This is a genomic window from Thermococcus sibiricus MM 739 (genome assembly GCF_000022545.1).
GTDB lineage: Archaea > Methanobacteriota_B > Thermococci > Thermococcales > Thermococcaceae > Thermococcus_A > Thermococcus_A sibiricus.
Map to the genome: position 1 here is coordinate 1,267,719 of NC_012883.1, position 23,915 is coordinate 1,291,633.

At 38.5% G+C, this 23,915-nt stretch carries 30 protein-coding genes and 2 tRNA genes; 13 read left to right on the top strand and 19 right to left on the bottom strand.

Annotated elements, in window-relative coordinates; translation table 11 throughout:
• Window positions 1-235: 235 nt before the first annotated feature.
• A complete protein-coding gene (locus tag TSIB_RS06870; protein ID WP_048160417.1) occupies window positions 236-655 on the bottom strand; it encodes a hypothetical protein in 420 nt (139 codons plus the stop codon).
• An 84-nt stretch (window positions 656-739) separates the two neighbouring features.
• Between TSIB_RS06870 and TSIB_RS06875 the strand changes: the two genes are divergently transcribed.
• Together TSIB_RS06875 and TSIB_RS06880 are read left to right on the top strand one after the other, a co-directional pair.
• Window positions 740-1,447, top strand: coding sequence for a nucleotidyltransferase domain-containing protein (locus tag TSIB_RS06875; protein ID WP_015849685.1), 708 nt, complete (start codon window positions 740-742; stop codon window positions 1,445-1,447).
• Window positions 1,448-1,504: 57 nt separating this feature from the next.
• Window positions 1,505-1,582 (top strand) — tRNA-Gly (locus TSIB_RS06880).
• Between the two features lie 93 nt (window positions 1,583-1,675).
• Here TSIB_RS06880 and TSIB_RS06885 read toward each other — a convergent pair.
• From TSIB_RS06885 to TSIB_RS06910, 6 genes are all read right to left on the bottom strand, one after another.
• Complete coding sequence (locus TSIB_RS06885; RefSeq protein ID WP_015849686.1) at window positions 1,676-3,184, bottom strand: NHL repeat-containing protein; 1,509 nt, start codon at window positions 3,182-3,184, stop codon at window positions 1,676-1,678.
• 326 nt (window positions 3,185-3,510) lie between these two features.
• Window positions 3,511-3,837, bottom strand: coding sequence for a cupin domain-containing protein (locus TSIB_RS06890; protein ID WP_015849687.1), 327 nt, complete (start codon window positions 3,835-3,837; stop codon window positions 3,511-3,513).
• A 45-nt stretch (window positions 3,838-3,882) separates the two neighbouring features.
• Entirely contained in the window at window positions 3,883-4,683 is an 801-nt protein-coding gene (mtnP, locus tag TSIB_RS06895; protein ID WP_048160418.1) for an S-methyl-5'-thioadenosine phosphorylase, read from the bottom strand.
• Between the two features lie 42 nt (window positions 4,684-4,725).
• A complete protein-coding gene (locus TSIB_RS06900) occupies window positions 4,726-5,772 on the bottom strand; it encodes a tetratricopeptide repeat protein (protein ID WP_015849689.1) in 1,047 nt (348 codons plus the stop codon).
• Between the two features lie 141 nt (window positions 5,773-5,913).
• The gene (locus tag TSIB_RS06905) at window positions 5,914-6,123 is read right to left on the bottom strand and encodes a hypothetical protein (RefSeq protein ID WP_015849690.1); all 210 of its coding nucleotides are present in this window, start codon (window positions 6,121-6,123) and stop codon (window positions 5,914-5,916) included.
• Window positions 6,124-6,205: 82 nt separating this feature from the next.
• Entirely contained in the window at window positions 6,206-7,051 is an 846-nt protein-coding gene (locus TSIB_RS06910) for a damage-control phosphatase (protein ID WP_015849691.1), read from the bottom strand.
• Between the two features lie 612 nt (window positions 7,052-7,663).
• Here TSIB_RS06910 and TSIB_RS06915 point away from each other — a divergent pair.
• The 5 genes from TSIB_RS06915 (at window position 7,664) to TSIB_RS06935 (ending at window position 10,937) form a co-directional block, all read left to right on the top strand.
• Window positions 7,664-9,010, top strand: coding sequence for a signal recognition particle protein Srp54 (locus TSIB_RS06915; protein ID WP_048160419.1), 1,347 nt, complete (start codon window positions 7,664-7,666; stop codon window positions 9,008-9,010).
• A complete protein-coding gene (locus TSIB_RS06920) occupies window positions 9,007-9,246 on the top strand; it encodes an Lrp/AsnC ligand binding domain-containing protein (RefSeq protein ID WP_015849694.1) in 240 nt (79 codons plus the stop codon). The genes TSIB_RS06915 and TSIB_RS06920 overlap by 4 nt, the downstream gene beginning before the upstream one ends.
• Before the next feature lie 12 nt (window positions 9,247-9,258).
• Window positions 9,259-9,783 (top strand): YkgJ family cysteine cluster protein, encoded by a 525-nt coding sequence (locus TSIB_RS06925; RefSeq protein WP_015849695.1) that lies wholly within the window; start codon window positions 9,259-9,261, stop codon window positions 9,781-9,783.
• Window positions 9,784-9,846: 63 nt separating this feature from the next.
• Window positions 9,847-10,560, top strand: coding sequence for a phosphoribosyltransferase family protein (locus TSIB_RS06930; RefSeq protein ID WP_015849696.1), 714 nt, complete (start codon window positions 9,847-9,849; stop codon window positions 10,558-10,560).
• Between the two features lie 26 nt (window positions 10,561-10,586).
• Window positions 10,587-10,937: a hypothetical protein gene (locus TSIB_RS06935; RefSeq protein WP_015849697.1), complete on the top strand. Its 351-nt coding sequence runs from the start codon at window positions 10,587-10,589 to the stop codon at window positions 10,935-10,937.
• Here TSIB_RS06935 and TSIB_RS06940 read toward each other — a convergent pair.
• Entirely contained in the window at window positions 10,926-11,369 is a 444-nt protein-coding gene (locus TSIB_RS06940; RefSeq protein WP_048160420.1) for an Lrp/AsnC family transcriptional regulator, read from the bottom strand. The two genes, TSIB_RS06935 and TSIB_RS06940, sit on opposite strands and share 12 nt — an antisense overlap.
• Window positions 11,370-11,486: 117 nt before the next feature.
• Here TSIB_RS06940 and TSIB_RS06945 point away from each other — a divergent pair.
• Window positions 11,487-11,564: transfer RNA gene (locus TSIB_RS06945), tRNA-Arg, on the top strand.
• 108 nt (window positions 11,565-11,672) lie between these two features.
• Window positions 11,673-11,876 (top strand): MoaD/ThiS family protein, encoded by a 204-nt coding sequence (locus TSIB_RS06950; RefSeq protein WP_048160421.1) that lies wholly within the window; start codon window positions 11,673-11,675, stop codon window positions 11,874-11,876.
• A 93-nt stretch (window positions 11,877-11,969) separates the two neighbouring features.
• Here the strand turns inward: TSIB_RS06950 and TSIB_RS06955 are convergent, their stop codons facing one another.
• From TSIB_RS06955 to dapA, 4 genes are all read right to left on the bottom strand, one after another.
• Window positions 11,970-13,163, bottom strand: coding sequence for a pyridoxal phosphate-dependent aminotransferase (locus tag TSIB_RS06955; RefSeq protein WP_048160422.1), 1,194 nt, complete (start codon window positions 13,161-13,163; stop codon window positions 11,970-11,972).
• Window positions 13,164-13,455: 292 nt separating this feature from the next.
• A complete protein-coding gene (gene hypD, locus TSIB_RS06960) occupies window positions 13,456-14,565 on the bottom strand; it encodes a hydrogenase formation protein HypD (RefSeq protein ID WP_015849702.1) in 1,110 nt (369 codons plus the stop codon).
• A 2-nt stretch (window positions 14,566-14,567) separates the two neighbouring features.
• Window positions 14,568-14,792: a HypC/HybG/HupF family hydrogenase formation chaperone gene (locus TSIB_RS06965; RefSeq protein ID WP_048160423.1), complete on the bottom strand. Its 225-nt coding sequence runs from the start codon at window positions 14,790-14,792 to the stop codon at window positions 14,568-14,570.
• 76 nt (window positions 14,793-14,868) lie between these two features.
• Window positions 14,869-15,744: a 4-hydroxy-tetrahydrodipicolinate synthase gene (gene dapA, locus TSIB_RS06970; protein WP_015849704.1), complete on the bottom strand. Its 876-nt coding sequence runs from the start codon at window positions 15,742-15,744 to the stop codon at window positions 14,869-14,871.
• 54 nt (window positions 15,745-15,798) lie between these two features.
• Between dapA and TSIB_RS06975 the strand changes: the two genes are divergently transcribed.
• The 3 genes from TSIB_RS06975 to TSIB_RS06985 are packed head-to-tail and all read left to right on the top strand — an operon-like array spanning window position 15,799 to window position 17,516.
• Complete coding sequence (locus TSIB_RS06975) at window positions 15,799-16,653, top strand: carbohydrate kinase family protein (protein ID WP_048160424.1); 855 nt, start codon at window positions 15,799-15,801, stop codon at window positions 16,651-16,653.
• Complete coding sequence (locus TSIB_RS06980) at window positions 16,646-17,179, top strand: NUDIX domain-containing protein (protein ID WP_048160425.1); 534 nt, start codon at window positions 16,646-16,648, stop codon at window positions 17,177-17,179. Before TSIB_RS06975 ends, TSIB_RS06980 begins: the two co-directional genes overlap by 8 nt.
• The gene (locus TSIB_RS06985) at window positions 17,163-17,516 is read left to right on the top strand and encodes an Mth938-like domain-containing protein (RefSeq protein WP_015849707.1); all 354 of its coding nucleotides are present in this window, start codon (window positions 17,163-17,165) and stop codon (window positions 17,514-17,516) included. The genes TSIB_RS06980 and TSIB_RS06985 overlap by 17 nt, the downstream gene beginning before the upstream one ends.
• Here the strand turns inward: TSIB_RS06985 and TSIB_RS06990 are convergent.
• On the bottom strand, window positions 17,513-18,988 hold the full coding sequence (locus tag TSIB_RS06990) for a hypothetical protein (RefSeq protein WP_015849708.1): 1,476 nt from the start codon (window positions 18,986-18,988) through the stop codon (window positions 17,513-17,515). The genes TSIB_RS06985 and TSIB_RS06990 overlap by 4 nt on opposite strands.
• Window positions 18,989-18,997: 9 nt before the next feature.
• Window positions 18,998-19,759, bottom strand: a complete 762-nt coding sequence (locus tag TSIB_RS06995) for an ABC transporter ATP-binding protein (RefSeq protein WP_015849709.1) — start codon at window positions 19,757-19,759, stop codon at window positions 18,998-19,000.
• Window positions 19,760-19,881: 122 nt separating this feature from the next.
• Here TSIB_RS06995 and TSIB_RS07000 point away from each other — a divergent pair, with 122 nt between their 5' ends.
• The gene (locus TSIB_RS07000; protein WP_048160882.1) at window positions 19,882-21,396 is read left to right on the top strand and encodes a dihydropteroate synthase-like protein; all 1,515 of its coding nucleotides are present in this window, start codon (window positions 19,882-19,884) and stop codon (window positions 21,394-21,396) included.
• Window positions 21,397-21,425: 29 nt separating this feature from the next.
• On the opposite strand, the gene TSIB_RS07005 is transcribed toward TSIB_RS07000, so the two are convergent.
• From TSIB_RS07005 to TSIB_RS10700, 5 genes are all read right to left on the bottom strand, one after another.
• A complete protein-coding gene (locus TSIB_RS07005; RefSeq protein ID WP_015849711.1) occupies window positions 21,426-21,722 on the bottom strand; it encodes a DUF3216 domain-containing protein in 297 nt (98 codons plus the stop codon).
• A gap of 6 nt (window positions 21,723-21,728) precedes the next feature.
• Window positions 21,729-22,490 carry a YchF/TatD family DNA exonuclease gene (locus TSIB_RS07010; protein ID WP_048160426.1) on the bottom strand — a complete coding sequence of 254 codons (762 nt, stop codon included), beginning with the start codon at window positions 22,488-22,490 and terminating at the stop codon, window positions 21,729-21,731.
• A 72-nt stretch (window positions 22,491-22,562) separates the two neighbouring features.
• The gene (locus TSIB_RS07015) at window positions 22,563-22,826 is read right to left on the bottom strand and encodes a DUF504 domain-containing protein (RefSeq protein ID WP_015849713.1); all 264 of its coding nucleotides are present in this window, start codon (window positions 22,824-22,826) and stop codon (window positions 22,563-22,565) included.
• Window positions 22,823-23,512 carry an MBL fold metallo-hydrolase gene (locus tag TSIB_RS07020; RefSeq protein ID WP_048160427.1) on the bottom strand — a complete coding sequence of 230 codons (690 nt, stop codon included), beginning with the start codon at window positions 23,510-23,512 and terminating at the stop codon, window positions 22,823-22,825. Before TSIB_RS07020 ends, TSIB_RS07015 begins: the two co-directional genes overlap by 4 nt.
• Before the next feature lie 199 nt (window positions 23,513-23,711).
• Window positions 23,712-23,843 carry a hypothetical protein gene (locus TSIB_RS10700; RefSeq protein ID WP_266105270.1) on the bottom strand — a complete coding sequence of 44 codons (132 nt, stop codon included), beginning with the start codon at window positions 23,841-23,843 and terminating at the stop codon, window positions 23,712-23,714.
• Between the last annotated feature and the right edge of the window lie 72 nt (window positions 23,844-23,915).

A 23,915-nucleotide genomic window follows, 5' to 3' on the forward strand; every position in this document is an offset into this window, starting at 1 on the left:
GTCAGAACAACTGTAGTCCTACCTTCCCTGCTTTCAACACCACCTCGTAAACCAAAAATACCACTATCCCGTCAATTGCGATGAAATTTCTCTGTTTTTGTTTGGGTGAAAAGATTTTAAGGCTAAAACCACCCAGTATATAATGGTTTCAGCCCTTATTTTCCCTCTTTCTTCTGAAGTATCATCAGAGGTTTAAACCTACCCCCCACCGCTTATCCCAAAAGTATGGAGAAATTCAGGATTGTTGTCTTAGAGCAACCCTAGGCAAGGGGATAGGATACGGAATCCTCATTTCCTTTGAAACAACCATTATCAATGGAGTTATCTCATTTGTGATAAAGTTTACTATCTCTGCGAACATTTCTGAAGGAATCCTTTTTTCTTTCTCCCAACCATCGAGTATTTCATCAATTTTTTCCTTTTGTGGTGGAAGGTAAAAGACAGCTCCACTTACAGACGCTCGAGCAATTTCTGGGTTATAACCTATTTGATACGTGAAAAGAACCTCTATACCATTTACTTTACCTGAAGGAGTCTTTATCTCACCCAATCTTACCTCTTCAACCTTTGGTGAAAGATTAATCTCTACTTTACCTGCAACTCCTCCTTGCTTTTCTATTTCAACTTTGGTAATGTTAACACCAAACACAGGCATTTTTACACCTCCTTTTCAACAATCACTGTGAAGTTATTAAAACATATCGGTGAGACTTAAAAGGAGATATGCAAATCATCAACCATGCCAAGAGAAAAAGTTGTTAGAGTGTGGGATGAGAGGGAAGTTGTTTATTCTCTCAAAAAATGGAGAATTCTAAAAGAAAAACGAGAGAAAGCGTTGCAGATTATGAAAAAGCTGGCCCAATTCGATCCTCATGTTTATGGGAGCGTTGCTCGAGGAGATGTGAGAAAAGACAGCGACATAGATATTGTTATTCCTTACAAAGTGCCAAGTTTTCTGATTGAACACGCTCTGGAGAACATGCCTTTTCAAAAGAAGAGAATCGTGATGGCCACTCCATGGCATTTGATAAAGGGTCACATTGAGATTGATGATGAAACAGTAATAACTTTCCCTTTGATTAATCCGAATGATAGAGAGATTGAATTCTACAAATGGGGTGGAATGATAGATATTAGAGGGATTCAGACAAATTCAAGGGTTCCAGGAGTGAATAAAAAGTTAATCCTTATAATACCCAGTGAAAATGGCCACATAGAAAAAGAAGTGATGGGAAGAGAAAATGAAGTGGCAAAGGTTCTAGGAGTCAGTATTAAGCTTGTGCAAGAGAGAGTCAAGATACTCACAAGAAGAGACTCCATTGGAAGAACAGGAATCTATCTCAATGAAGAAGTTCCGGATTGGATGAGCTTTGAAGAGGCCTTGAAAAGAATAGCCGATAGAGACCCCAACATCAGAAGAAAGATCAAAGAAAGCGGCGGGATTTGAAAATATCTCAGCGAAAGATTTATAAAGCGTCTGCAATTGATTATCTACCGGACTTGTGCGGTGGTAGTCTAGCCTGGTCTAGGACAGCGGCCTGCCACGCCGCGGGCCCGGGTTCAAATCCCGGCCACCGCACCACAATCTGCTTCTAAAGCTTTTTCATTACCCAATGTCCAAAAAACTAACATTTGGCCATTTTATGCATAATATGAAAAATACAAGAAAAAAGAATCAATAGAGCTGTAACTCATTTATTGCATCTTTTAAGATATCTATTGCCTCTAGCTCCATAAGAAATGCTTTCCTAATATTGTAGAGCTTCGGCATAACCCCTAACTGCATCCTTCTGAGGATTTCCTCTAGACTATCGCATCTCCAAGCATCTAAAATCAAGTCCGTAGCATTATTATGAAGTTCCAGAGCCATCTCTAGAGTTTCGTTATCAACATCCAAAGACACTGCAGTGCTGTAAAGCTCTTCAAAAATGTCATAATACATGAAAAACCAAGATGTCCATGTATGGGCCATTAAAATATAAGGATTCCCCGTAATTGGTAGAATAGGTCCAAACTGAGGTTCAGGTATTTTTATTGCCATTAAAAGAATATCGCCACCTGACCATCCAGCCACTACGATATTTCCATTTGGTACAACATCAACAGAGTGAGCAGCATCGTAAGAGCCTCCATCGTAGATGTAGTTCCATTTCACATTTCCTGAACTGTCTAGGACTAAAACCCAAGCATCCATGTTTGATGCACCAAAACTATTAGTGTAGCCCACAAGCACAATGCCTCCATCGGAAAGAACTGTAATTGAATTAACCCCATCTTCTCCTGATCCTCCAAATTGCTTTTGCCATATTATGTTCCCATTGCTATCAAGACGGATGACCCAAGCGTCATTATACTCTCCATTTTCCGTTTGACCTGCAACCACAATGTCCCCATTAGGAGCAACTGCCACAGCATAAGCTATATCCTCATTATTTTTATCGAATGTCTTCTGCCACTTTAAGTTGCCATTCTCATCAAGCCTAAGAACCAAAAAATCCTTGGCATAATCGTTCCCCGAATCTCCAGCTACTATGATATCCCCGTTAGAGGCCATTGCAACCGCCCATGCTTCGTCATTTTGGCTTATATCATAAGTCTTATTCAATTTTACGCTAGCGTTTTTGTCAAGCTTGAGAACCCAAACGTCTTCCTCAGGTAATTCCTTACCCCCATACGTTTGTATTTTACCGACGACTATGACGTCTTCGCTGGGAGTAATAATCGCGTCTAAAACGACATTTGCATCAGGCACAGAGTAGTAATAATGTTCCAAATCATTTCCTTCACTGTCAAATCTCGAAATTGTTAAGCTATCTGGATAAAGACCCATGAATGCGTAGCTGTATCCTACTGCCAGGGTGTCCCCATTTGGAAGGACCTTAACTGCGTAAGCAACATCGCTATATGTCAAAGTCCTGTTCCACTTGAGAGTTCCATTCTCATCGGTTTTAAAAATCAAAAAGTTCGAATGCCACCAATCAAAATACGTATGTCCTGCAACTATAATCTCTCCATCTGGGGTAACATCTACCAAACTGCCACCACTTGTACTGCCAAAAGTATAAGTTTCATGCCAAAGGACTTCATAATCATTCCCTGCTTCTACTTGAGGCATTCTGCAAAAAATTCCAAATAACAAAGCCAATAAAAATAAAGCCCAACACCTCTTCACTTTTCCTCTCATGTTGAGACCTCCCGCTTCAGCTTAAGAATCACTATTAACAATACCTCTACCAACCCCCATCCAGAAGAGTTAGTAGGGATAAGTTAATAATGACATTTACTGTTATGTAGCTTGAAATATAAAAACCTTTGTTATTTGTCCAAATTATATTTACAAATTTCCAAGATATAGTGTGAATATTCTTTCATAAATAATAAAAAAATTATAACACCAATAACTAAGATGAGAGCTTAAAAGGCATACATCCTAAGGTATTACAAAAATTATAATCTAAGCCTTCCCATATCTTGAGTGAGTATATTAATGTCCAAGATTCTCACTGTAATTTAATCTCCTTTACTCTTCAATACTGCAGGTTCGAACATCAGCACATAGGAAGGTTCTAAGGCCTTAGGACAGTGCTCCACACCTCTCGGTACAAGGGCCATTTCTCCTTCATGTAGAACTATATCCGGAAAATCCCTTAACTGAATAACTATGCTCCCCCGGTATACGTAGAAAAGCTCATCTTCATTTGTATGCTTGTGCCAGTGATATTCACCATTAAAGAGAGCCATTCTAATTACATACTCGTTAATCCGCGCCACCTCAATTGGAGACCATGGCTTTTCAATTTCCTTGAGTTTATTATCCAGATTAATTTTGGGAATCATGATATCACCCCTAACTGGAAGCTAAAGTAAAAAGGAAATACAAAATCAGCCTGTAGCTCCTTTCAATGCATCTTTACAAGCACATCTTCTAATCCTTGGAATGTGCTCTACAGCTTTCATCAAAAGGAGCTTAATCTCCTCGCTCTTCTGCTGCATAAGTTCAACAACTTCTGAATGAGTAAGCTTAGTTTTGCTTATCCCTGCACCGTAGTTAGTCACTATAGCAACGCTAGCATAGCACATTTCTAGTTCTCTAGCTAAGATGGCCTCAGGTGATTGTGTCATCCCTACTACATCGGCACCCAATATTCTCAAGGCCCTAATTTCAGCCCTTGTTTCAAACCTAGGTCCTTCCATTGCAGCGTAAGTTCCCCTTGGATGGTAGCTGAAGCCAAGCTCTCTTGCAGCTCTAATTAAAGAGTCCCTAAGCTCTGGACAGTATGGATCTGTGAAATCCACATGGGCCACAAAATTCCTCTCATGAGGCGCATCTTCGCCATCATAGAATGTGTACGTCCTATTCTTGGTAAAATCTATCAGTTGATCCAGTATTACAAAATCCCCAGGTTTCATGGCCTCATTCACCGAACCAACTGCAGAGGTTGCGAGGATCCTTTCCACGCCAAGCTCGTGCAGACCCCATATGTTCGCACGGTAATTTATTTTATGTGGGGGAACACTATGTTTCTCTCCATGTCTTGCTAGGAAAGCTATTTCCTCTCCTTTATATGTACCTATTTTGACCTTAATATTTCCATAAGGAGTCTTTATCATCTCTTCCCTTAGGTTTTCTAGAAGTCTTGGATCATATACACCTGAACCTCCAATTATAGCTATCCTTGGCATTAAAACACCACCAGAAATAGTTAAAATAAAGAACATTTAAACCTAATGTTGCTCCTCCAAAGCCTCTTCTATTGCCAACCTAAGGATCTTGACTAAAATCTCTTCCAAAAGCCTTGAGTTCCACTTCGGGTCCTTTACATTCATAACGGCATCTATTGCTTTATCAAGATCTCCCTGCCTCAGATATCCCATAGCAATTTCCCCAAATGCCAATGAGGCCAAATAATCGTCTTTTATCTTGCTAGCCTGCTCAATTGCCTTTTCTCTCCTCCCGATTCGATTGAAAAATGCTACCACTTTTACCTGAACATTCTCATCTGGTACTTTTTCAGCAATTTTTTCCACTAAATCTGCATATTCTCCACTCGGAGACTCGATCAAAAGACCCAACAACTCCCTCGATACTGCCTTTAATTCTTCTTCTCTTAATGCATCAAGAAACTTGGAGAGATACTCCGGGAATTTCATAAGGTCTTCAGCAATTTCCATGATCAGCTTCTCTCTATCTCCTTCTATGGTGTTAAATATTTCCAGGGCATTTTCAATTTCCTCTCTTTTTATATGAAACTTCAAAATCTCTGATTTCGCTTTAGAGCTCCAAGGCTCGTCAAGAAGTTCTTTTGAAATTTGAATGGCATCTTTAAGAATTCCTGCAGATAGATAAGCCTTAAGAATCGAAAGTAAAGTTTCATTTCTTATTCTACTGTCATCAATTAACAACGCATAGGAAAGCGCCGGCTTAAGAATTCCGAGTCTCAACATTGACTTTATCATTTTTTCCAAATTTCTATCTCTGCTTTGTGGAGGTGCCCCTTCAAGAAGCTCTACTACTCGAGCAAAGACCCGAGCAGCAGAATTCTTGTTTGCTCCCCCTATATATGTTCCTACATTTATAAGGAGATCAACAAGTTCATCTAGGTCTTCAATAGCCTCAGCACCCGCTAAAGACTTTCTAAACGCTTCCAAATACCTAGGATCCTCTATGCGATAAAGTTCCAAACCAATACGAGCATAAGTAAGTGCCCTAATCTTCGGATCTGTGATGATCTCCACCAAATCGAAAATACTTTTAATAGTCTCATCTTCCATAACCCATCATCAAATAGAATTGCATAGAAAAATATTTAACACTTTTGAATTGGACTTGACTGCATCCCAAAGAACGAACAAAAACTTATAGTTTTATGGCTATAAAATAAATGTCGTAAAAAAATACGTCAAAAAACGAAATCAGCTAAGGTCGTCATATACTACACTAACAACTTCTCCGTCATCCAAAGAGACAAAGCTGACTTTCATTTTTTTACCTGTCTTAGGGTCAACTACAACGAAATCAGGGTTCTTAAGATATTCACTAGAAGGAACATGCCAGACATCGTCGTAATGAAGTTTTAACTCCTTCATAAACTTCCTCAAATCTTTCTTAATCATAGTTGGCATAGATATCACCATTAAAATATACAACTCTAAGGTATAAAAGGTTTTCTAATCGGTTTTTGTCAAGATTGATATCGTCAAATGTCTATATACATAGCATGGCTCCCTGCGGAACCCGCAACTCTCTTGAAATGGGCATGCACTTTGCTTTTAAGAGATAAAATATTCTTCTGTCATTACTTTCGTTCAAGGTCTCAAAGTTGGCCTGCCCCTTTGCTATAATTACATCCGCACTATCAAAAATCTCTTTGAATCTCCCCGAAATCCTATCCAATGGAACTCCCACAACTCCAAAACCCGTAGAAATTATCTCTCCAACTTCTTGAAGACCAGCTACTCTTAACTCATTCACTGTAGCATCATTAATAAGCGGTTGCTCTTTCCCTGCGATATATATCTCCAAATCAGGAAAACTTTCTTTAATTTTCTTCAAAAAGAGTTTATCAAAATATATCTCTCCACAATTATCAGTGAGGTATAAAAGCACTCTTGCATTTTTAAGTGTCTTAAAAAGCTCTTCTGAGTTATCCACATATAAATCCTCGTTAATTAAGTGTATAATGTCCCGCTCTATTTTTTCTGGAGAATAGCCTACTGCAAAATCAATGATATTCCCAACTATTGCTAGTTTAAGGGCAGTCTTGAGATCAATTTCTAGATTTTTTGTAATATTCTCCAAAATCTTTTTTGCAATCTCATTTGATCTTTCCTTGTATTCCTTAAAAGGGTCTTCAATTCCCAAGAACTTATAAAGTTCAGAAATTATTTCACTAGCAACTATTCCAGAGATTGAATCTTCTTTAAGTTTGCCCATAAGCTTTGCCGAGAAAACCGCTGCTGTTTTCCTCTTTTCTAAGTCGTCAGTTGTCATCTCAATTATTCTTTGACACTGGTTGGCAATGCACATAAAACATTCGTAATGAATTCTCATTTCTTATCCTCCTTAAATCTAGATTGTTACAACATGTTTAAAAAAGTGTTTATCAAACATTTGTTCGGAGAATCAAAAATGAAGCTGCCTTTCTTGCAAGGGAGAGGCTTCCATGCAGTAATAGCAATTACATCAATCATCAGTGCTTTTAATGTTCTCATATTGGGAAAAGAGAGAAGAGGAATAAAGTTAACTCAATATAAGTGTTCAATATATGAGAGTTCTTCAATTACTGGCTTTTTCTTTTTCCTTTCAAATTCTCTAAGATAGAGGTAATCATAAAGTCTTGAAATAATCTCCATTTCTCTCACCTCCAAACCCTTTTCTTTATTTTCTCAATCAATATTAGCGTTATTGAGCTTAAAAACGTTTTCAGTTCTATTATGGTCCTAAATGAACAATAAAATCCAAAATTCTCAGAAAAAAAGCTAAATGAGTGGATTTAATCTTCAATGTACAAACTTGGAGAAGCAAAAAGGTTTCAAAAGTGTTTTTTTAGACAAATGCATACATTTTTTGCTTTTGGAATATTGTCACTTAAGATACTTATATGGATCTTACTGTTTCAAAAGAGATATAAACCCACATACACCTTTTATGTATGGTGGGAAAATGGTATTGGATAAACTGGGACAATCATTGAATAATGCATTGAAAAAACTTGCACGTGCCAGTACTGTGGATGAGGCTCTTGTGAGAGATGTTGTTAGAGATATTCAGAGAGCACTAATAACAAGTGATGTTAATGTTCGTCTTGTTCTTGATTTAACGAAAAAAATAGAAAAACGGGCCTTAGAAGAAAAACCTCCTGCAGGTGTTTCTAAAAAAGAGCATATAGTGAAAATAGTCTATGAAGAACTTACAAACTTTTTGGGGAAAGAGGCCAAACCTGTCGAAATAAAAGCAAAACCAACTGTTCTTTTAACTGTAGGAATTCAAGGATCCGGAAAGACTACGAGTGTGGCAAAGCTGAGCCGATATTTCCAAAAACATGGATATAAAGTCGGAGTAGTATGCTCAGATACATGGCGTCCTGGTGCATACCAGCAACTTAAACAGCTTATAGAACCATACGGAATTGAGGTATTCGGAAATCCGGAGGAAAAAAATGCCATAAAACTCGCAAAAGAGGGTGTGGAATACTTCAAAAAGAAAGGAGTAGATGTAATAATAGTTGACTCTGCAGGAAGACATAAGGAAGAAAAAGGCCTTATTGAAGAAATGAGACAGATAAGCAACACTATAAATCCCCATGAAGTAATCCTTATAATAGATGGCACAATTGGACAGCAAGCATACAACCAAGCTCTGGCTTTCAAAGAGGCCACTCCAATAGGGTCAATAATAGTCACAAAACTTGATGGCTCTGCAAAAGGTGGAGGGGCCCTATCCGCAGTGGTCGCCACTGGAGCACCCATAAAATTCATAGGAGTAGGGGAAAAGATAGATGACCTTGAGCCCTTCGATCCAAAAAGATTTGTTTCCAGACTTTTAGGACTCGGAGATATTCAAGGATTGTTAGAGAAATTTGAAGAATTGAGTAAGGAAGTAGAGTTCAAAGAGGAAGACATGGAAAAATTCCTCAAAGGAAAATTCAATCTCAAAGACATGTACGCCCAGCTTGAGGCCATGAAAAAAATGGGGCCTCTGCAACAAATTCTAAAAATGATCCCCGGAATGGGATATTCCCTCCCTGATGAAATGGTAAGAATGAGTGAAGTCAGATTAAAGAAATTTAAAGTCATAATGGACTCCATGACGGAAGAAGAGCTTGAAAATCCTGAAATAATAAACTATTCACGAATAAAAAGAATAGCCCGAGGATCAGGCACAACTACGAAAGATGTAAAAGAATTGATTAATCAATACAATCAAATGAAAAAGTTCTTTAGGAGTATGGACAAAAGAAAATTGGCCAAGATGGCCAAGAGGTTTAACATGGGAGGGTTTGGTATATGATAGAGGTTTTCGTCTTGATTATTGTTAAACCCGGAAACGAAGACGTAGTATACGAGAAGTTAAGTAAACTCCCTCAAGTTAAAGAAGTCTACAAGGTCTATGGAGAATATGACATCATAATTCGAGTTGAAGTAGAGAACATTAAGGGCCTTGATGAGTTTCATGACAATGTACTAAGGCGAATAAACGAAATAGAAATGACTGAAACATTAATAGCTAGCTCCTACGGGAGCTGAGGTGATAAAAAGGTGAAAAAAAGATGGGTAGCTACGGTATATCTAGACACCCTTCAGATTGAAAGTGATCCTTCTTTTAAATTTACATGCCTACCAAAGTGTGCTAGGTGTTGTATTGAATTCGACATTCCACTAAGAGATGAAGATATTGCCAAAATAGAAGAGCTCGATTATAATGCATGGGAGTTTGTAGATTATGAGAAAATGTTCTACCGGGGCGACAAGTTCTTGGGATATGGATTGAAAAAACGGCCATTTGATGATGGTTGTGTCTTTCTTGGAGATGACTACAAATGCAAGATTTACTCTCATCGCCCCCTTGCATGCAGACTTTATCCATTTGTTTTAATCAGACATGGTATGAACCTAGAGATATATGTTAAAGAAGATTCCTTTTGTAAAGGTATTAATAATCCTAATGGGGAATCAATTACGGGCAATTTTATCATTCAATACTTTGGAAACGTCATTGAAGAATATAGACACAAGTTAGGCATTTCAAATAACCATTATAAACCAAAAAATCTTATAATTTGAGCTCTAACCGAAACATATTTATACATTTTTCTGTCAATACTATATACCAACGGGGGTGAGAACTTGAGTCAAATAGAGTCTGTCAAAGAAAAACTCCGAGTTATTAGGGTTCTAAGGCTTTTGAAAAAGAATTATACTTATGAGGAACTATCACGAATCACCGGTCTTCCTATTACAGTCTTAAACAGGTACGTGAGAGGAAAAGTTCTCCCGAGCACACAAAGGACGAGAGAACTGATAAAAATTCTCTCACCCTATATGAATCTAGAAGAGGAAGTAAAACGTAGAATAATATTCGATAAACACGGGCTATTTGACAATTTGAAAATTCTTAGTGACAACGATCTAATGAACCTTATAGCAGAGAGTATTGCTTCAAAGTATAGAGACAAGAAAATAGACAAGATACTTACAGCAGCTACAGATGGTATTCCCCTGGCAATTCATATTGGAAATGAACTTGGAGTTGACGTTGTATATGCCAAGAAAAAGAGAGAAGTGGGTGTAGAAAAGTTCTATGAAGTAAATTATGTCTCAAGTTCCTCAGGAAGTATTATGACACTCTATCTACCTCATTGGGCCATTAAAAAAGGAGAAAATATACTCATAGTTGATGATGTAGTGAGAAGTGGAGAGACTCAAAAAGCTTTGCTAGAGATGTGTAAACAGGCCAATACTACTCCAGTTGGGATGTTCTTCCTTATAAGCGTCGGTAACGTGATTGATAGAATAAAAGAGGAATATAAGATTCCTGTAGATGTCATGATTCACCTTTGAATTTATTAATTTTGGAGGACCACGTTATGGAACCCGAAAATATTCACAGAGAAGATAGATTTATGATATATAATGTAATGGGAAAAAGCATAATGGTAGAGACATACCTAAATGAGAAATTTAAATTCATCTGCCCAATTGAAGAATGTGGAGAAAACATAGAAATTGAGGGAGTTATAAAAATAGTATCTTTGGAAGAGTATAAGCAAGTTCTTAAAGAAACTGTCAAAAAGAATAAAGAATTCGAAGTAATAAAAACTCTAAACCCTACTCCACTAATTTTTGATGGAACAGTGAATGGAAAGAGAGTGAAACTTCCAGCGGAGAGTGTTCAAAGTCTTGCTAAACGTTTTGTAGATACCTTCCTAAACCTCTAACGTGAAATCCTCTTTTACCACATCCATGGCAACATGGGTGTAGGTTTTTTCCACACCATCTATTCTGAGAAGCTTTTTTACAAATTTGTTCATATCTTCTCGTCCTCTAAATTTTGCAATCACTATTATGTCATATTCACCAGTTACATCATATACACAGGCCACATGAGGATCACTAGCTATCTCCTTCTCAATTTCAATTATTCTTTTCCCCTGAGCCCTGACCCCTATGATTGTTGTCAAATCGTATCCCAACTTATTATAATCAAGTTTTGGTGCGAACCCCAGGATTACCCCTTCCTCTTCCAGCTTTTTAAGTCTGTTATAAACTGTACCAACAGCAATGCCTAACTTCTTGGCTATTTCCCTGTAAGACAACCTAGCATCTTTTTGAAGAATTGAGATTATCTTTCTATCCAGTTCATCTACCATTTTCCCTCCCACCAGAGAAAAATTTGAAGAATACTTTAAATACTCTTGGATTTTTGTTAAACAGAAAAGTTTAACACAAGATTTATAAGAGAGGATGGAAGGATAGAAAACGGGAGTGGACCGGTAGCCTAGCTAGGATAGGGCATCGGCCTCCTAAGCCGAGGGTCCCGGGTTCAAATCCCGGCCGGTCCGCCAGAACATCTTTTCTGCTACCTTGAACGTGAATACAATTACCTGCTCTCTAAACAAGAAAACCTCGATAAAGTTAAAAGTCTCCCCATGCATTCTCTCTTGGTGATGCTTATGATCAAGATTAAGGTCATTGGAAGAAAAATCGAGAAAGAGCTGGAATACCAGAAGGGCATGAAAGTCAAAGACATTCTCAAGGCTGTGGGATTCAACACAGAAAGTGCCATAGCAAAGGTAAACGGAAAGGTGGCTTTAGAAGATGATCCTATTAAAGACAACGATTACGTTGAAGTCATTCCAGTCGTGTCTGGAGGTTGAATCGGCCTCTATATTCCAAACCTATTCCTAATCCTTCCAAATTTTGGAGAATTGTTTCCACCAAAACCATAAAATGGTTAAAAAAGAGAGAAATCATCCAAGCCTTTCCTTCATAAACTTCTCTAAATTGTCCATGGCCTCTTCTAATACTGGCACTGGCGCTAAGAATATTGAGCGGAAGTGCATTTCTCCACCTTCTCCAAAGCCAGACCCGTGAACAAAGAGCACATGAGCGTTGTGGAGCACATCAAGGACAAACTCCTTGTCGCTCTTCCATGGCCCCTCTTCAATCTTGGGGAAGATGTAGAATGCTCCTTGTGGTTTTTGTGTGCTTATTCCAGGCATTTCGTTGAGGCGTTTATAGATGTAATCTCTTCTTTCTTTAAGCTTCGCCATATACTCTTCTAGGTAGTCCATTGGACCTCTAAGCCCAGCTATTGCTGCCTTTTGGGCCGGAGTGTTTGGACAGAGCCTTATCCTTGCGAGCTTCCCTATTGCTTCTCTAACTTCAGCAAGTTTGTTCTCTGGATCTATGAAACACATATAACCTAATCTCCATCCCGTTGCGAAGTAAATCTTCGAGAGACCGTTCATGACGATAACGGGAACGTCCTTGGTCAATGAGCTCGGAGAAACGTGTTTTCCTTCGTAGGTCATGAAGTCGTAGATTTCATCGCTTATTATCGGTAGATCATACTCTCCAGCGAGGTCAATTATCTCTTGGAGAGTCTTCTTTTCATAGAGCGCTCCAGTTGGGTTGTTCGGGTTTATAACAGCTATTGCTTTGGTCTTGTCAGTTACCTTCCTTCTCATGTCATCTACATCTGGTTGCCATCCTTCTTCTTCGATGGTTTTGTAAGCCTTGGGAACACCCCCATAAAACTTAACTAAGCCAACATATGGTGGATAGCTTGGCCCGGGAATTAGTATCTCTTCCCCACCGTCTATAAGGGCACCAAAGATAAATTGCAAAGCTTCCGTAACAGCCGCTGTAACTTGAACATCTTCGGGAGTTATATCTACACCATTTTTCTTTTTTTCCCTTTCAACAATAGCTTCTCTAAGCTCCTTATCTCCTTCACTATCACCATAATAATTGTGGCCTTCCATTATTGCTTCACAATAGGCCTTTTTCATGTGTTCTGGTGGCTGAAAATCAAACTTTACCGGATCGCCGATGTTAAGTTTTATAATTTTTATTCCCTGCTTTTCGAGTTCTCTTGCCGGGAGAACAACATCTCTAATGGCATATTCAATGCCCATGGCCCGGTTTGATGGTCTAATCATAACAACACCTCCACATAAATCATGAGGATATTGTTTTACAACCATAAAAATTTTTCCTAAATTACAATTGAGTTTATATTTTGGAGATAGCTTTAAAAGAAGCAAAACATAGCTACTTCAGGCGATGACGATTAGCAAGCATGCTGAGAAGTGATGACGTGAACACCCTCTGAGCCTTTGTATTTCTCTTAGAGAAAATTTATCCAATATCCGCACTTTTTTCTAAATTGGTTAGAATGGATGTCAATAGTAAAAACTCTCATTAAAAGAGAGGCAAAGAAACAAAAACAGCTTAAAATAGCGCGCCGTATTTGTAAAATATTTGACAAGTACCCTCGTAGGAAACCATACACGGCCCAACAGGATTTCTCGGCGTGCACTTCTTTCCAAACAGTGGACATTGCGTTGGCAATGCCAGTCCCCTAAGCACAGCTCCACATATGCATCCCTTCTCCAGATCAGGCAGCTCTGGGGGCTCGACCTTATAAAATGTCCTTATTTCAAAGTCTTTGTACTCATCCTTAATTTCCAAACCGCTTTTAGGTATTATACCCAATGCCCTCCACTTTGCATCAACGGTATCAAAAAGCATTTCCATGGTTTTTTGGGCCTCAACATTCCCCTCATATTTTACAACTCTTGTGTACTGGTTCTCTATTTTCGTTTCGCCTTTTCTTATTATTCTCAGAAGCATGAATACGGCCATAAGAAAATCCACAGGCTCGAATCCAGCCACAACCTGGGGAACCCCATATTCCTTTGTTATATACTCCCACCCCTTTACACCTATTATCGTAGAGACGTGGCCCGGATCAATAAGTCCATCAAAAACCGTTCCCTGTTTGATTAAAGCCTCAACGGCTGGAGGAGTTAAACGATGAACAGAATATATCTTAAAATTACTAACGTCTTTCTCGATCACTTCTTTTAATACTCCAGCTGCTGGTGCTGTTGTAGTTTCAAATCCGGGAGAAAAATGAACCACAAGGTGGTTATTTTCTTTAAGGGCCATCTTATATGAGTCATATATCGAATAAACAACTCTAACATCAAAATCTTCGCTTTTTAAATCTGCAAAACTTCCAATTGCGGTCGGGATTTTATACATATCCCCAAACGTAGTTAAAATTATCTCTTCGCCTTCTTCTCTTGCTCTGCGCATTATTTCCATCATAACCGCTATGTCCTCTGCTGGAGTTATACAAACGGGACAGCCCGGCCCACTCATCACTTTGACATTTTCAGGCAGAAGGGATCTTATTCCGCTTCTAGTTACCGTGTCCTCGTGAGTTCCACAAACATGCATTAACTTCACTTCTCTCCCGATTTTTTCTGCTTCTCTCCTTATACCCTGCAGTATTCTCTGGGCTAAGTCTTTATCATGAAAAATTGAAAATTCCATGATCACTCCTCCATTGCTTTCATAACCTCTTCCCAGGCCTTCAAGCTTTCTAAGGCTGCCTTTTCATCCATCTTCTCAATTGCAAATCCAGTGTGCACTATAACATAATCTCCCACTTTAGCGTGTGGGACAAAATCTATCCTAACCTCTCTCTTAACTCCACCAAAATCAACCATAGCAACGTTATCCTTAATTTCAATAATCTTAGCAGGGATTGCCAGACACATTTTTCTCACCTAATCGGGAATATAAAAAAGGTTTTTAATTCTTTTTAAAACCATAAGTTGTTCACAAAATTGAGTATCATATGAGGCCAATTTCTATCAGAGTCTTTTCTATGTCCTCCAAGGCCTTCTCATCAAGAGGGAGTGCTGGCATTCTGGGATATCCAACCTCAAGGCCACGCATCCTCATTGCCTCTTTTATGGCACTTATCTGGTTATACTTCTTAACAACAACCTCGTTAAGATAGTTTACCATGAGCTGAAGCCTTCTTGCCCGTTCGTATTTTTGTTCGCGAAAAGCATTGTATAATTCCACGCAAAGTCTTGGGGCAACGTTTGCTACTGCCACTACTGCACCATGTGCTCCTAAAACCCAAGAAGGATACATGAGGTCAGCAGTTCCTGCTAAAATACTAATCTTTCCCCCAACTCTTCTTATAAGTTCTGCAATTCTGCCTATTGACCCACTTGAGTCTTTTATCCCAACTATATTAGAGTGTTCTTCCACAAGCTTTTCCACAACATCAATATCTATATTTATTGTTGTGAACTTGGGGACATTATAGAGCAAAATTGGAGCCTCAACTTCATAGGCAATCCGGGAATAGTGTGCAAAAAGCTCTCTTACATTGGGTTTAAAGTAATATGGGGGTGCTATAAGCAACCCATCAACCCCTATATCCCAGGCTTCCTTTGCAAGTTTTATAGTTTCTCTCGTTGAATTTTCAGCAACCCCAGCTATAACAGGAAGCGATGACTCTTCCCTTACAATCTTCAGAACTTTTAATTTTTCTTCAAAATTAAGGTATGGAAACTCACCGTTACTTCCCAAAGTAACTAGTCCATTAAGCTTAGCATCAACAAAGTAATGGACAAGCTCACGAAGCATTTCTTCATTTATTTTTTCTTCTTCATCGAAAGGAGTTATATGAGGAACAAATACACCTTCAATCATGCAGCATCAATTTAAAAAAGGCCTTTACCTAATTAAAGTTTACGGGTGAGAAAAATGGATTGCTTAGTGGTAGGCCACATGACACATGACATAATATTAAGAGGAAGCAAGAAGATTGAGAGGGCCGGTGGTGGTGCTTATTATTCAGCTCTTGCTCTTTCCAAGTTTTGTAATGTACTGGTTCTAACGAAAGTGGGAAAGAGTTTCCCCATATCCTGGTTGGAAGAGCTTGAGGCCCGAGGTGTCTCCGTTATAATAATTCCATCGGAGAAGAGCACAGTATATAAATTACATTATACAAGCGAAAATGGGAGAACTCTTGAACTTTTATCAAGAGCAGACCCCTTCTATCCGGAGGAACTCCCCAAAGAGAAATTCGATATGGTTCTACTGAATCCTGTTGCAAATGAAATACCTCTGGATGCTTTAAATAGCTTTAAGGATAAGTATCTCGCTATAGACGTCCAAGGATTCATTAGAGAAATAAAAAACATGAGAGTGAGGCTAAAAAATATAGATGCAAGTTTCTTAAAACCAGCAAACATTATTCATGCGGATGTTAATGAATTCCAGCGCCTAAAAAATATGAATCCCAAAGAATTTGAAGTTTTATTAATATCCAATGGACCTGAAAGTGGAATTGCATACCACAGGGGGGATAAGTACATATATAAACCCCTGAAAAAGAAGATTAAAGAATCTACCGGGGCCGGTGATGTATTTCTGGCTGTTTTTTCCTACTTATACAAAAAATACTCTTTTATTCAGGCACTAAAAATGACCAATACATTTACAGCCACGTTTTTAGAGAAAAGAGATTTCAATTTTTCTCTTGATGAAGTTGCAGAAAAGTCTAAATTCATAGAGGTCAAACGGATAAACGATGAAGAAGGTGAACCCCATGGATAGATACATCCTCCTTGTGAAAACACCACAAGGATATAAAATCGATTCACTAAGAAATGAGATCGAAAAAGTTGTGAAAGAGAACTATCCTCTAGTTAAAGTAGAGATGCACCGATGCATTGGATTGACTGTAGATCTGGTAATTTTATACAAAGGTGGCATAGTGCTGATAAAACGCTTTAATGAACCATATAAAGACTATTGGGCCCTTCCTGGAGGATTTGTAGAGTATGGGGAAAAAGTAGAAAATGCTGCTATAAGGGAAGCTAAAGAGGAGACCGGGCTAGATGTGGAGTTAATAAAACTCATTGGAGTTTACAGCGATCCAAAAAGGGACCCAAGAGGCCATACTGTCACCACTGCATTCCTAGCCAAAGGAAAAGGTGTACTAAGAGGAGGCGATGATGCGGGGGAAGCCAGAGTTTTTAGTTTTGAGGAAATTAAAGAGATCAAACTTGCTTTCGATCATGGAAAGATAATAAAAGATGCGTTGAGAAGTTTGGGGGAGAAAAATGATAGAGGGTATTGAATTTGGAAGAATAATTATAAACGGACAGAAATATAAGCATGATATCGTTATTTATCCCTCCGGAAAGATTGAAAAGCGCAAAAAATGGCTTTCAAAAAAGAAGCATGGGACAAGCCACAAACTTGATCCAGATGAACTTAGAGAATACCTAAAAGAAGATTTTGACGTTCTTTTAGTAGGCACCGGCATTTATGGCCTTCTTTCTCTCCTAAGCGAGAGTAAGGCACTAGTAAGAGACAAAGAAATCCTCGAAAAGCCTACGAAAGAGGCTGCCGAGCTTTTCAACGAACTTAAAAGCAAAAAGAGAGTTCTTGCGATTTTTCACATCACTTGTTAGTGTTTTTTTGCCATAATAAACAAGATAAAAAGTATTCCCAACGCAATCCCCTGACTTACAAAGAGGTGTTTTAACCCAAACACAAGAGGGGCTGCAATAAGTGCAAAAACAATCCCCACAATTATTATCATAAAAATCATGTACAGCCAACTAAGCTCTGGTATACCTATATCCTCCCCGGTGTAACGGAAAAGATAAAGCATTGTTATGGATGCTGAGATCAGAGGAAGCATGAAAGCATAAGGTAACAACAAAAGAGAATCAACATCATAACGTGCCCCAAAAATCACAATTAAAACTCCAATCGTTATTGGAACTATCGTCATGGAAAGTATTTTTGATAGCATGAACTCTCTTTTCCTTATTGGAAGTGTTTTTAAGAGCTCAAGAACATTTCCTTCAACTTTTAAGACTGCATCTGCCCCAGCAACTGAAAAAAGGCCTATCATGAACAAAACTACCAAAACATTAAGCAGTGAAAGTTGACCCTTTCTAAAAGCATCTACGATCGTCGGAAGAACCATATAGAGGGGAATTAGAAATGCAACCAGCATAGCCGGTTTTCTAACAAACATCCGAAAGTCCTTCAAGGTAAGAGCAAGGAGTTTATTTGTAATCTTTGCTTTAAACTTAGAAACGAAAATCTTCTCCGAAACCACTGGAGGTTCAAGTATTTTCTTCCAAACCGCTCTTAAAGTTAAATAATAAACCGGTGCAATTATAGCAACGTATACCATTAACAACCCTGCACTTCTAGAAGGTTCAAAAATCGATGCTACAGAAAAGGGATAAGCAATGAAATACTTTCCAATGATCCTTGCAACTTCTTCTGAATGCTCCCTTATGTAGTACTGAAGGTAATTCATCGCCATGAACATTCCAATAAACAATAGGAAAAATACTGCTTTGACTAGACTCTTTAACGTATGCCCTTTTCCGGCTCTCTGGTGAACCTTAAGAGCAAAAAAATTCACTATAACAAGTCCCAGCGCATGGCCCAAAAACAGGCCTATGAAAACCCATAAAAGGGCCAGTGTACCTTCAAGTGGATATTTTGCCATTATAACGAATACACTTGGTAGAATTACTCCCAAAGCAGGTGATATCTCAAGAAATAAAAGTCCACTGAGGTACTTGGAACCCAATCTTATAGGCAAAGCCTCCAGAGGTTTAAAGAGGCCTATGGAAAGCACATAAGAAGCTTGAATTGCAGTTACATACATCGCAAAGACAAACGGAAGAAGGGCTAGAGAAACCATTAAAGATGCTAAAACAAGCCTATCATTTGTGAAAACAAATGTGGATGCCATCAAAAGGCCGAATGGAATAAATCCGAATGTTTGTACTCCCAAACCTCTTTTTAGGCTCATGGCGTTTTTAATAGCCTTTTTAAATTGTTTTTCATCATTCACAACTAGAGGGTTCCGTTTGGCAATTTGATAATGAAGCTCGCGATAGAGAATCCTAATCATCAGACCCACCTAAAGTGTACCTTTTAAGGCCTGTACAATGTTGTAAACTTCATCCTTACTCTCAGTTAGCTTAAGGAAAATATCCTCAAGATTTTCCTCATGGGCCCTTTCTTTTAGCTCCTCCATGGTGCCCTCTACTATAATCTCCCCTTTATATATGAGTCCAATTCTGTCGCATATCATCTCTGCCAAAGGGAGAATATGAGTTGAGAAAATTATGCTCCTACCCTCTTTCTTAAATTCCAGTAACAATTCCCGTAAAATTCGAGCGCTTTTAGGATCAAGGCCATTCATGGCCTCATCCAAAATTAAAACCTGCGGATCATGGAGCAAGGCAGATATAAGGGAAACCTTCTGTTGGGTCCCAAAACTCAGTGTCCCTATAAACTGATCCAGATATTCTTCAATACCAAAAGCTTCAACAAATTGACTTACTCTCTCTTCAAGTTCCTCTTTGGGGATCCCTCTAACACTCCCTATGAAATTAAAAAACTCCCCTGGAGTCAGGCTTTCATATAACACTGGTATCTCAGGAACATACCCTACCATTTCTTTAACTTTTATTGAGTCTCTTGTGGGATCAACACCATCTACCAGAACTTGACCAGACGTAGGCCGCACTATTCCCACTAAAATTTTCATAGTAGTAGATTTTCCACTTCCATTTGGGCCTAATAATCCATAAATCTCCCCATTATTGACTCTAAAACCAATACCATTAAGTACAATTTTCTCTCCAAACTTTTTTAGAAGTCTCTCCACCTCAATCATATTATTACACCTTGTTAAGAAAGAAATACTTCCACTTATAAAGTTTTTGAAGGAGATCTGTAGACCATTTTAAAAGAAAAATTTTGGAAAAAAATATAACCCCCAAAGAGAAACGGGATAACATGAAAATACTTCTTGTTACTGGAAGGGTAGCAGAGCCAATCGTGCGAAAATATGGAAAAGGGTGCGATGTTTTTGTGTGCCCTATTAGTGTTGCAGCCTTTTTAACTCCTAAAATGATAGCAAATTACCTAATAAAGGGCAACATAAAAGGTTATGACCTAATTTTGATCCCAGGGCTTGTTAGAGGGTCTACCGAAGAAATTGAAGAAGCTACAGGTATACCAACATTCAAGGGGCCCAAATACGCTCATGACATCCCCCAAACTCTTGAGGCCATTAAAAATGGGTTTAAACTAAGCAAAAAGGTTCCTGCAGATGAGCTCTTTCAGATGAATGCCCTAAAGAAAGTCGAAGATATCAGAAACAAGACAAAGAACAAGAATTACATTGAAAATGCCCTTAAAAAACCATATAACCTTCTAATTGGAAACCTGCCTGTTGGGTTTGACTTCCCCCAAAGAATAGTGGCAGAAATTGTTGATGCTCCAAAGCTTAGCGTGGAAGAAATTGTAAACAAGGCCCTTTATTATCTCAAAAGCGGTGCAGATGTAATTGACATAGGAATGATAAGTGGGGAAGAAAACCTTGATTTCATTGATTTACTCCCTGAAATAAGGGAAAAAATAAAAGAGAATGGCTTTGATGTCCCGATTAGCTTTGATTCCTTGAATGAAAAAGAACTTGAAAGGGTCTCAGAACATGCGGACCTATTGCTAAGTATTGATGGGAGCAACCTTGAGAAACTTGTTACAAAGACTCCGGTAGTTTTGATTCCCACAAACCAAAAGACCGGGTATTTCCCCCAAAAACCTGAAAATAGAGTTAAATTCCTGGAAAAGCTCAAAGAAAATGCTATCCAGCTCGGCTATAAAAATATTATTCTGGATTTGATCTTAGAGCACGTGCCATACTTAGGCCGCTCTATTTCGGCTTTTCAACTTTACCGTGAGAGAAATCCAAATGACGTTCTTTTAGCAGGAGTAGGAAATGTCGTAGAGATGATAGATGCTGATAGTGTTGGAATTAATTCCCTTCTAGCTGGAATCACTGGTGAGCTCAAGGTATCCTTGCTTTTAACCACCGAAGTAAGCCCAAAATGCCAAGGCAGTGTTAAAGAGCTAAGACGGGCCATAGATATGATGCTCTTCAATATTCCTAAAGATCTGGGCTTTGACCTGCTCATCCTCAAAGAGAAAAAGCGTGAAGAGATCACATATGAAATAAACTCTCCCATCCTGGAAGCTAAGCAACGAGAGATTAAGCTAGAGGATATTTATTTCCGCATTTTCATTAAAGAAGGTAAAATATGGGTTATAGCACACAGAGGTACAAAACAGGTGTTGACAATGGTAGGGGAAAATCCAGATGCAATAATTGATACGATTCTTGAGCACTTTGAGATTTCCCCACGGCATGCTTTTTACCTAGGAAGAGAACTGGAAAAAGCAAAAACGGCCCTCAAACTAAAACGAAGGTATCTACAGGAAGGTGAACTCTTTAAAGACTTTTACTAAGAATTCAGGAGTCGAAATGCTCAGTACTCTCAATCCACATTCTCCTCAAAGAGATGAATTTCGGGTTTTCTGAACTTTTCTTCAAGCTCCGCTCTTTTAGTTCTTATCAGTTCAAGAAGGCCCTGAATATCCTGGTTTTGTGGATATTTTTTTCGAAGGCTCACTAACATCCCCTCAAGAAAGCCTAAAATTGCTACATTTACAAAGTCTTCTCCTTTTTTAGTCGAAAGTTCTCTTTGAAGGATTATAAAGGAGTCTATGGTTCTCAGAAGATCTTTCTCCCCAAGTTTTTCACATAGAGCTTTAACTTTTTCAGCTTCTTCCATGACTTATCACCTCAAATCTATCCCAAAGAACATTAAAGTGTTTTTATCTGTTACACTTTCCACCTCTTCAACCCCCACACCTTTTATCGCTGCTATTTTTTCAACAGCCACTCTAACATAAGTAGGCTTGTTCTTTTCACCTTTAAACGGACTCATGTATGGGGCATCTGTCTCCACAAGAATATTCTCGATATCAAGAACCTTTGCAACAGTTTCAACTTCAGGAATGAACGTTACACCAGTATTTATCCCGACTAAGTGAGAATTTTCGACAATTTCTTTCGCAGTTTCCACATCCCCACTATAAGAATGAAAATATGCCACAAGGCCCTTTCTTTGAACCATTTCAAAAGCTTCTCTTTCTGCATCCCTAGCATGTATAACTACTGGTAAATTAAGATCCTCTGCAAGGGTTAAAAAATGGTCAAATATTGCCTTTTGATTTTCTCTTTCCTTTTCAGTCCCAGCATAGTAATAATCAAGGCCTATTTCACCGATAGCCACTATTTCATCCTTTTTGGCCCAAATAAACTCTTCCACCTTCTTAACCCTTTCCCAGTTACCCCTTTTCGCTTCGTTAGGCGCAAATCCTAAGGTAGGGAATATAAAGCCAAAATAGGGCTCCAGAAGTTCCCAGCTTTTCCATACACGGAACTTTCTATACTCTGTTATAGAATCCACTATCGCTTTCAGTTCTTTTTTACTCTCCTCTACAATAAGAGGAACATTTTTCTTAAACATCTCTACATGTGCGTGAGCATCTATCATCTTTTGCCCTCCTAACGCCATAGGCTAACTCATAGAAAAGTTTTTCTATTTAACTACACTAACAAATAAAGGTTAGAATTTGAATTCGTCTCCTAAACCTCTCTTTTTCCATACCACTTTTCCATCTTTCTTTATAACAGCTAAAATCCTATGATAGGGAATTTGTGTATCTTCAATGAAAAAATAACCGTGGCCGAGGGTTATCATTTTCACCGGTATCTTTTTTATGTTGCCATAAGTCCCTCTATGCTCAATGACGATGTAATAATCCTCTTCATTTTCTCGTGCATCATATTTAATTTTGGATAATACTTCCTTCACGAAACCTTTTCTCACCTAAGAGCCCCCAATACTTTTTTAATTACTTCCAAGTTTTCATGCCATTTCATTATAACCTTGCCATGACCAGATAAAGCCACATCAACTTCAAAAGTGCTTAGTACATTTATGGAATTTATTAACTCCTCAAAGTTGCCCGTTGGTAAATCAGTTCTCCCCACTGTTCGGTTAAATACTGTGTCTCCTGTAAAGAGAATTCTCTCCTCAGGCTCATAGAGACAAATACTCCCAGCAGTATGACCAGGAGTGTGGATAACCTTAAGTTTTTTCCTCCCTATCTGGAGTTTATCACCGTCTTCTAATTTTAACTCAACTGTCTGGGGCTCAAAACGCCTTCCATAGGCATAAGAAAGAACCACGTAATCATCTCCTTTCTCTAGAACATCTGCAGCAATTCTATGAGATGCAAAAATAACACTAACACCCATCTTTTCGAGGAATTCTTTAAATCTTTTATTTCCCCCAACATGATCAAAGTGCTCGTGAGTGTTAAGGATAGTAACTTTTTCAAGGCCTTCAAGATAATTCTCCCTCTCAAGTATCTCAAAATACCTATGCCAATAAACTCCAGTACCCGTATCCACAATAAGACCCTCATTTTCATCCCGAAAGAGGTAAATATTTGAATCGTATCCTATGCCTGTAAGCATGAGAGTATTAGGGGGTATCTCTATAGGAATCATGTTCTTCACCTCAAAAAGGCTCAAGGGGGGACCGCATCCTCATCCGAGGGTTTGTCCCGTCAGGAGGGATGAATCTCTTCATCGCCTGGGAGTTGGGAATGTCTCCTTTAACTAAATATTCCAATTTCAAATGAGTTTTACCATCGATCATTTCAATATTTCATCTGCCTATTTATAACAATTAACCATTAATTTATCCTCACACATATCCATCATGCAATATTGCTACCAACCATTTATTTTTTACTACTACTTTTTCGTCGGGCTCAAGGTGCCTCCTCACAGATTTTGAAAGCTTAGGGTTTTCCATAACATTCATATTTTTACACATACTTCTCTTCGGGGTTTGTCTTATATTACTCTTTCCATGCTCTATAGCATCATCGGATAGCCATAGCGAACG

What these genes read in the sequence shown, in the direction of transcription:
- TSIB_RS06870 (WP_048160417.1), bottom strand. Translation starts at nt 655, where the DNA reads ATGCCTGTGTTTGGTGTTAACATTACCAAAGTTGAAATAGAAAAGCAA.
- TSIB_RS06875 (WP_015849685.1), top strand. Translation starts at nt 740, where the DNA reads ATGCCAAGAGAAAAAGTTGTTAGAGTGTGGGATGAGAGGGAAGTTGTT.
- TSIB_RS06885 (WP_015849686.1), bottom strand. Translation starts at nt 3,184, where the DNA reads ATGAGAGGAAAAGTGAAGAGGTGTTGGGCTTTATTTTTATTGGCTTTG.
- TSIB_RS06890 (WP_015849687.1), bottom strand. Translation starts at nt 3,837, where the DNA reads ATGATTCCCAAAATTAATCTGGATAATAAACTCAAGGAAATTGAAAAG.
- mtnP (WP_048160418.1), bottom strand. Translation starts at nt 4,683, where the DNA reads ATGCCAAGGATAGCTATAATTGGAGGTTCAGGTGTATATGATCCAAGA.
- TSIB_RS06900 (WP_015849689.1), bottom strand. Translation starts at nt 5,772, where the DNA reads ATGGAAGATGAGACTATTAAAAGTATTTTCGATTTGGTGGAGATCATC.
- TSIB_RS06905 (WP_015849690.1), bottom strand. Translation starts at nt 6,123, where the DNA reads ATGCCAACTATGATTAAGAAAGATTTGAGGAAGTTTATGAAGGAGTTA.
- TSIB_RS06910 (WP_015849691.1), bottom strand. Translation starts at nt 7,051, where the DNA reads ATGAGAATTCATTACGAATGTTTTATGTGCATTGCCAACCAGTGTCAA.
- TSIB_RS06915 (WP_048160419.1), top strand. Translation starts at nt 7,664, where the DNA reads ATGGTATTGGATAAACTGGGACAATCATTGAATAATGCATTGAAAAAA.
- TSIB_RS06920 (WP_015849694.1), top strand. Translation starts at nt 9,007, where the DNA reads ATGATAGAGGTTTTCGTCTTGATTATTGTTAAACCCGGAAACGAAGAC.
- TSIB_RS06935 (WP_015849697.1), top strand. Translation starts at nt 10,587, where the DNA reads ATGGAACCCGAAAATATTCACAGAGAAGATAGATTTATGATATATAAT.
- TSIB_RS06940 (WP_048160420.1), bottom strand. Translation starts at nt 11,369, where the DNA reads ATGGTAGATGAACTGGATAGAAAGATAATCTCAATTCTTCAAAAAGAT.
- TSIB_RS06950 (WP_048160421.1), top strand. Translation starts at nt 11,673, where the DNA reads ATGATCAAGATTAAGGTCATTGGAAGAAAAATCGAGAAAGAGCTGGAA.
- TSIB_RS06955 (WP_048160422.1), bottom strand. Translation starts at nt 13,163, where the DNA reads ATGATTAGACCATCAAACCGGGCCATGGGCATTGAATATGCCATTAGA.
- hypD (WP_015849702.1), bottom strand. Translation starts at nt 14,565, where the DNA reads ATGGAATTTTCAATTTTTCATGATAAAGACTTAGCCCAGAGAATACTG.
- TSIB_RS06965 (WP_048160423.1), bottom strand. Translation starts at nt 14,792, where the DNA reads ATGTGTCTGGCAATCCCTGCTAAGATTATTGAAATTAAGGATAACGTT.
- dapA (WP_015849704.1), bottom strand. Translation starts at nt 15,744, where the DNA reads ATGATTGAAGGTGTATTTGTTCCTCATATAACTCCTTTCGATGAAGAA.
- TSIB_RS06975 (WP_048160424.1), top strand. Translation starts at nt 15,799, where the DNA reads ATGGATTGCTTAGTGGTAGGCCACATGACACATGACATAATATTAAGA.
- TSIB_RS06980 (WP_048160425.1), top strand. Translation starts at nt 16,646, where the DNA reads ATGGATAGATACATCCTCCTTGTGAAAACACCACAAGGATATAAAATC.
- TSIB_RS06985 (WP_015849707.1), top strand. Translation starts at nt 17,163, where the DNA reads ATGATAGAGGGTATTGAATTTGGAAGAATAATTATAAACGGACAGAAA.
- TSIB_RS06990 (WP_015849708.1), bottom strand. Translation starts at nt 18,988, where the DNA reads ATGATTAGGATTCTCTATCGCGAGCTTCATTATCAAATTGCCAAACGG.
- TSIB_RS06995 (WP_015849709.1), bottom strand. Translation starts at nt 19,759, where the DNA reads ATGATTGAGGTGGAGAGACTTCTAAAAAAGTTTGGAGAGAAAATTGTA.
- TSIB_RS07000 (WP_048160882.1), top strand. Translation starts at nt 19,882, where the DNA reads ATGAAAATACTTCTTGTTACTGGAAGGGTAGCAGAGCCAATCGTGCGA.
- TSIB_RS07005 (WP_015849711.1), bottom strand. Translation starts at nt 21,722, where the DNA reads ATGGAAGAAGCTGAAAAAGTTAAAGCTCTATGTGAAAAACTTGGGGAG.
- TSIB_RS07010 (WP_048160426.1), bottom strand. Translation starts at nt 22,490, where the DNA reads ATGATAGATGCTCACGCACATGTAGAGATGTTTAAGAAAAATGTTCCT.
- TSIB_RS07020 (WP_048160427.1), bottom strand. Translation starts at nt 23,512, where the DNA reads ATGATTCCTATAGAGATACCCCCTAATACTCTCATGCTTACAGGCATA.
- TSIB_RS10700 (WP_266105270.1), bottom strand. Translation starts at nt 23,843, where the DNA reads ATGTGTAAAAATATGAATGTTATGGAAAACCCTAAGCTTTCAAAATCT.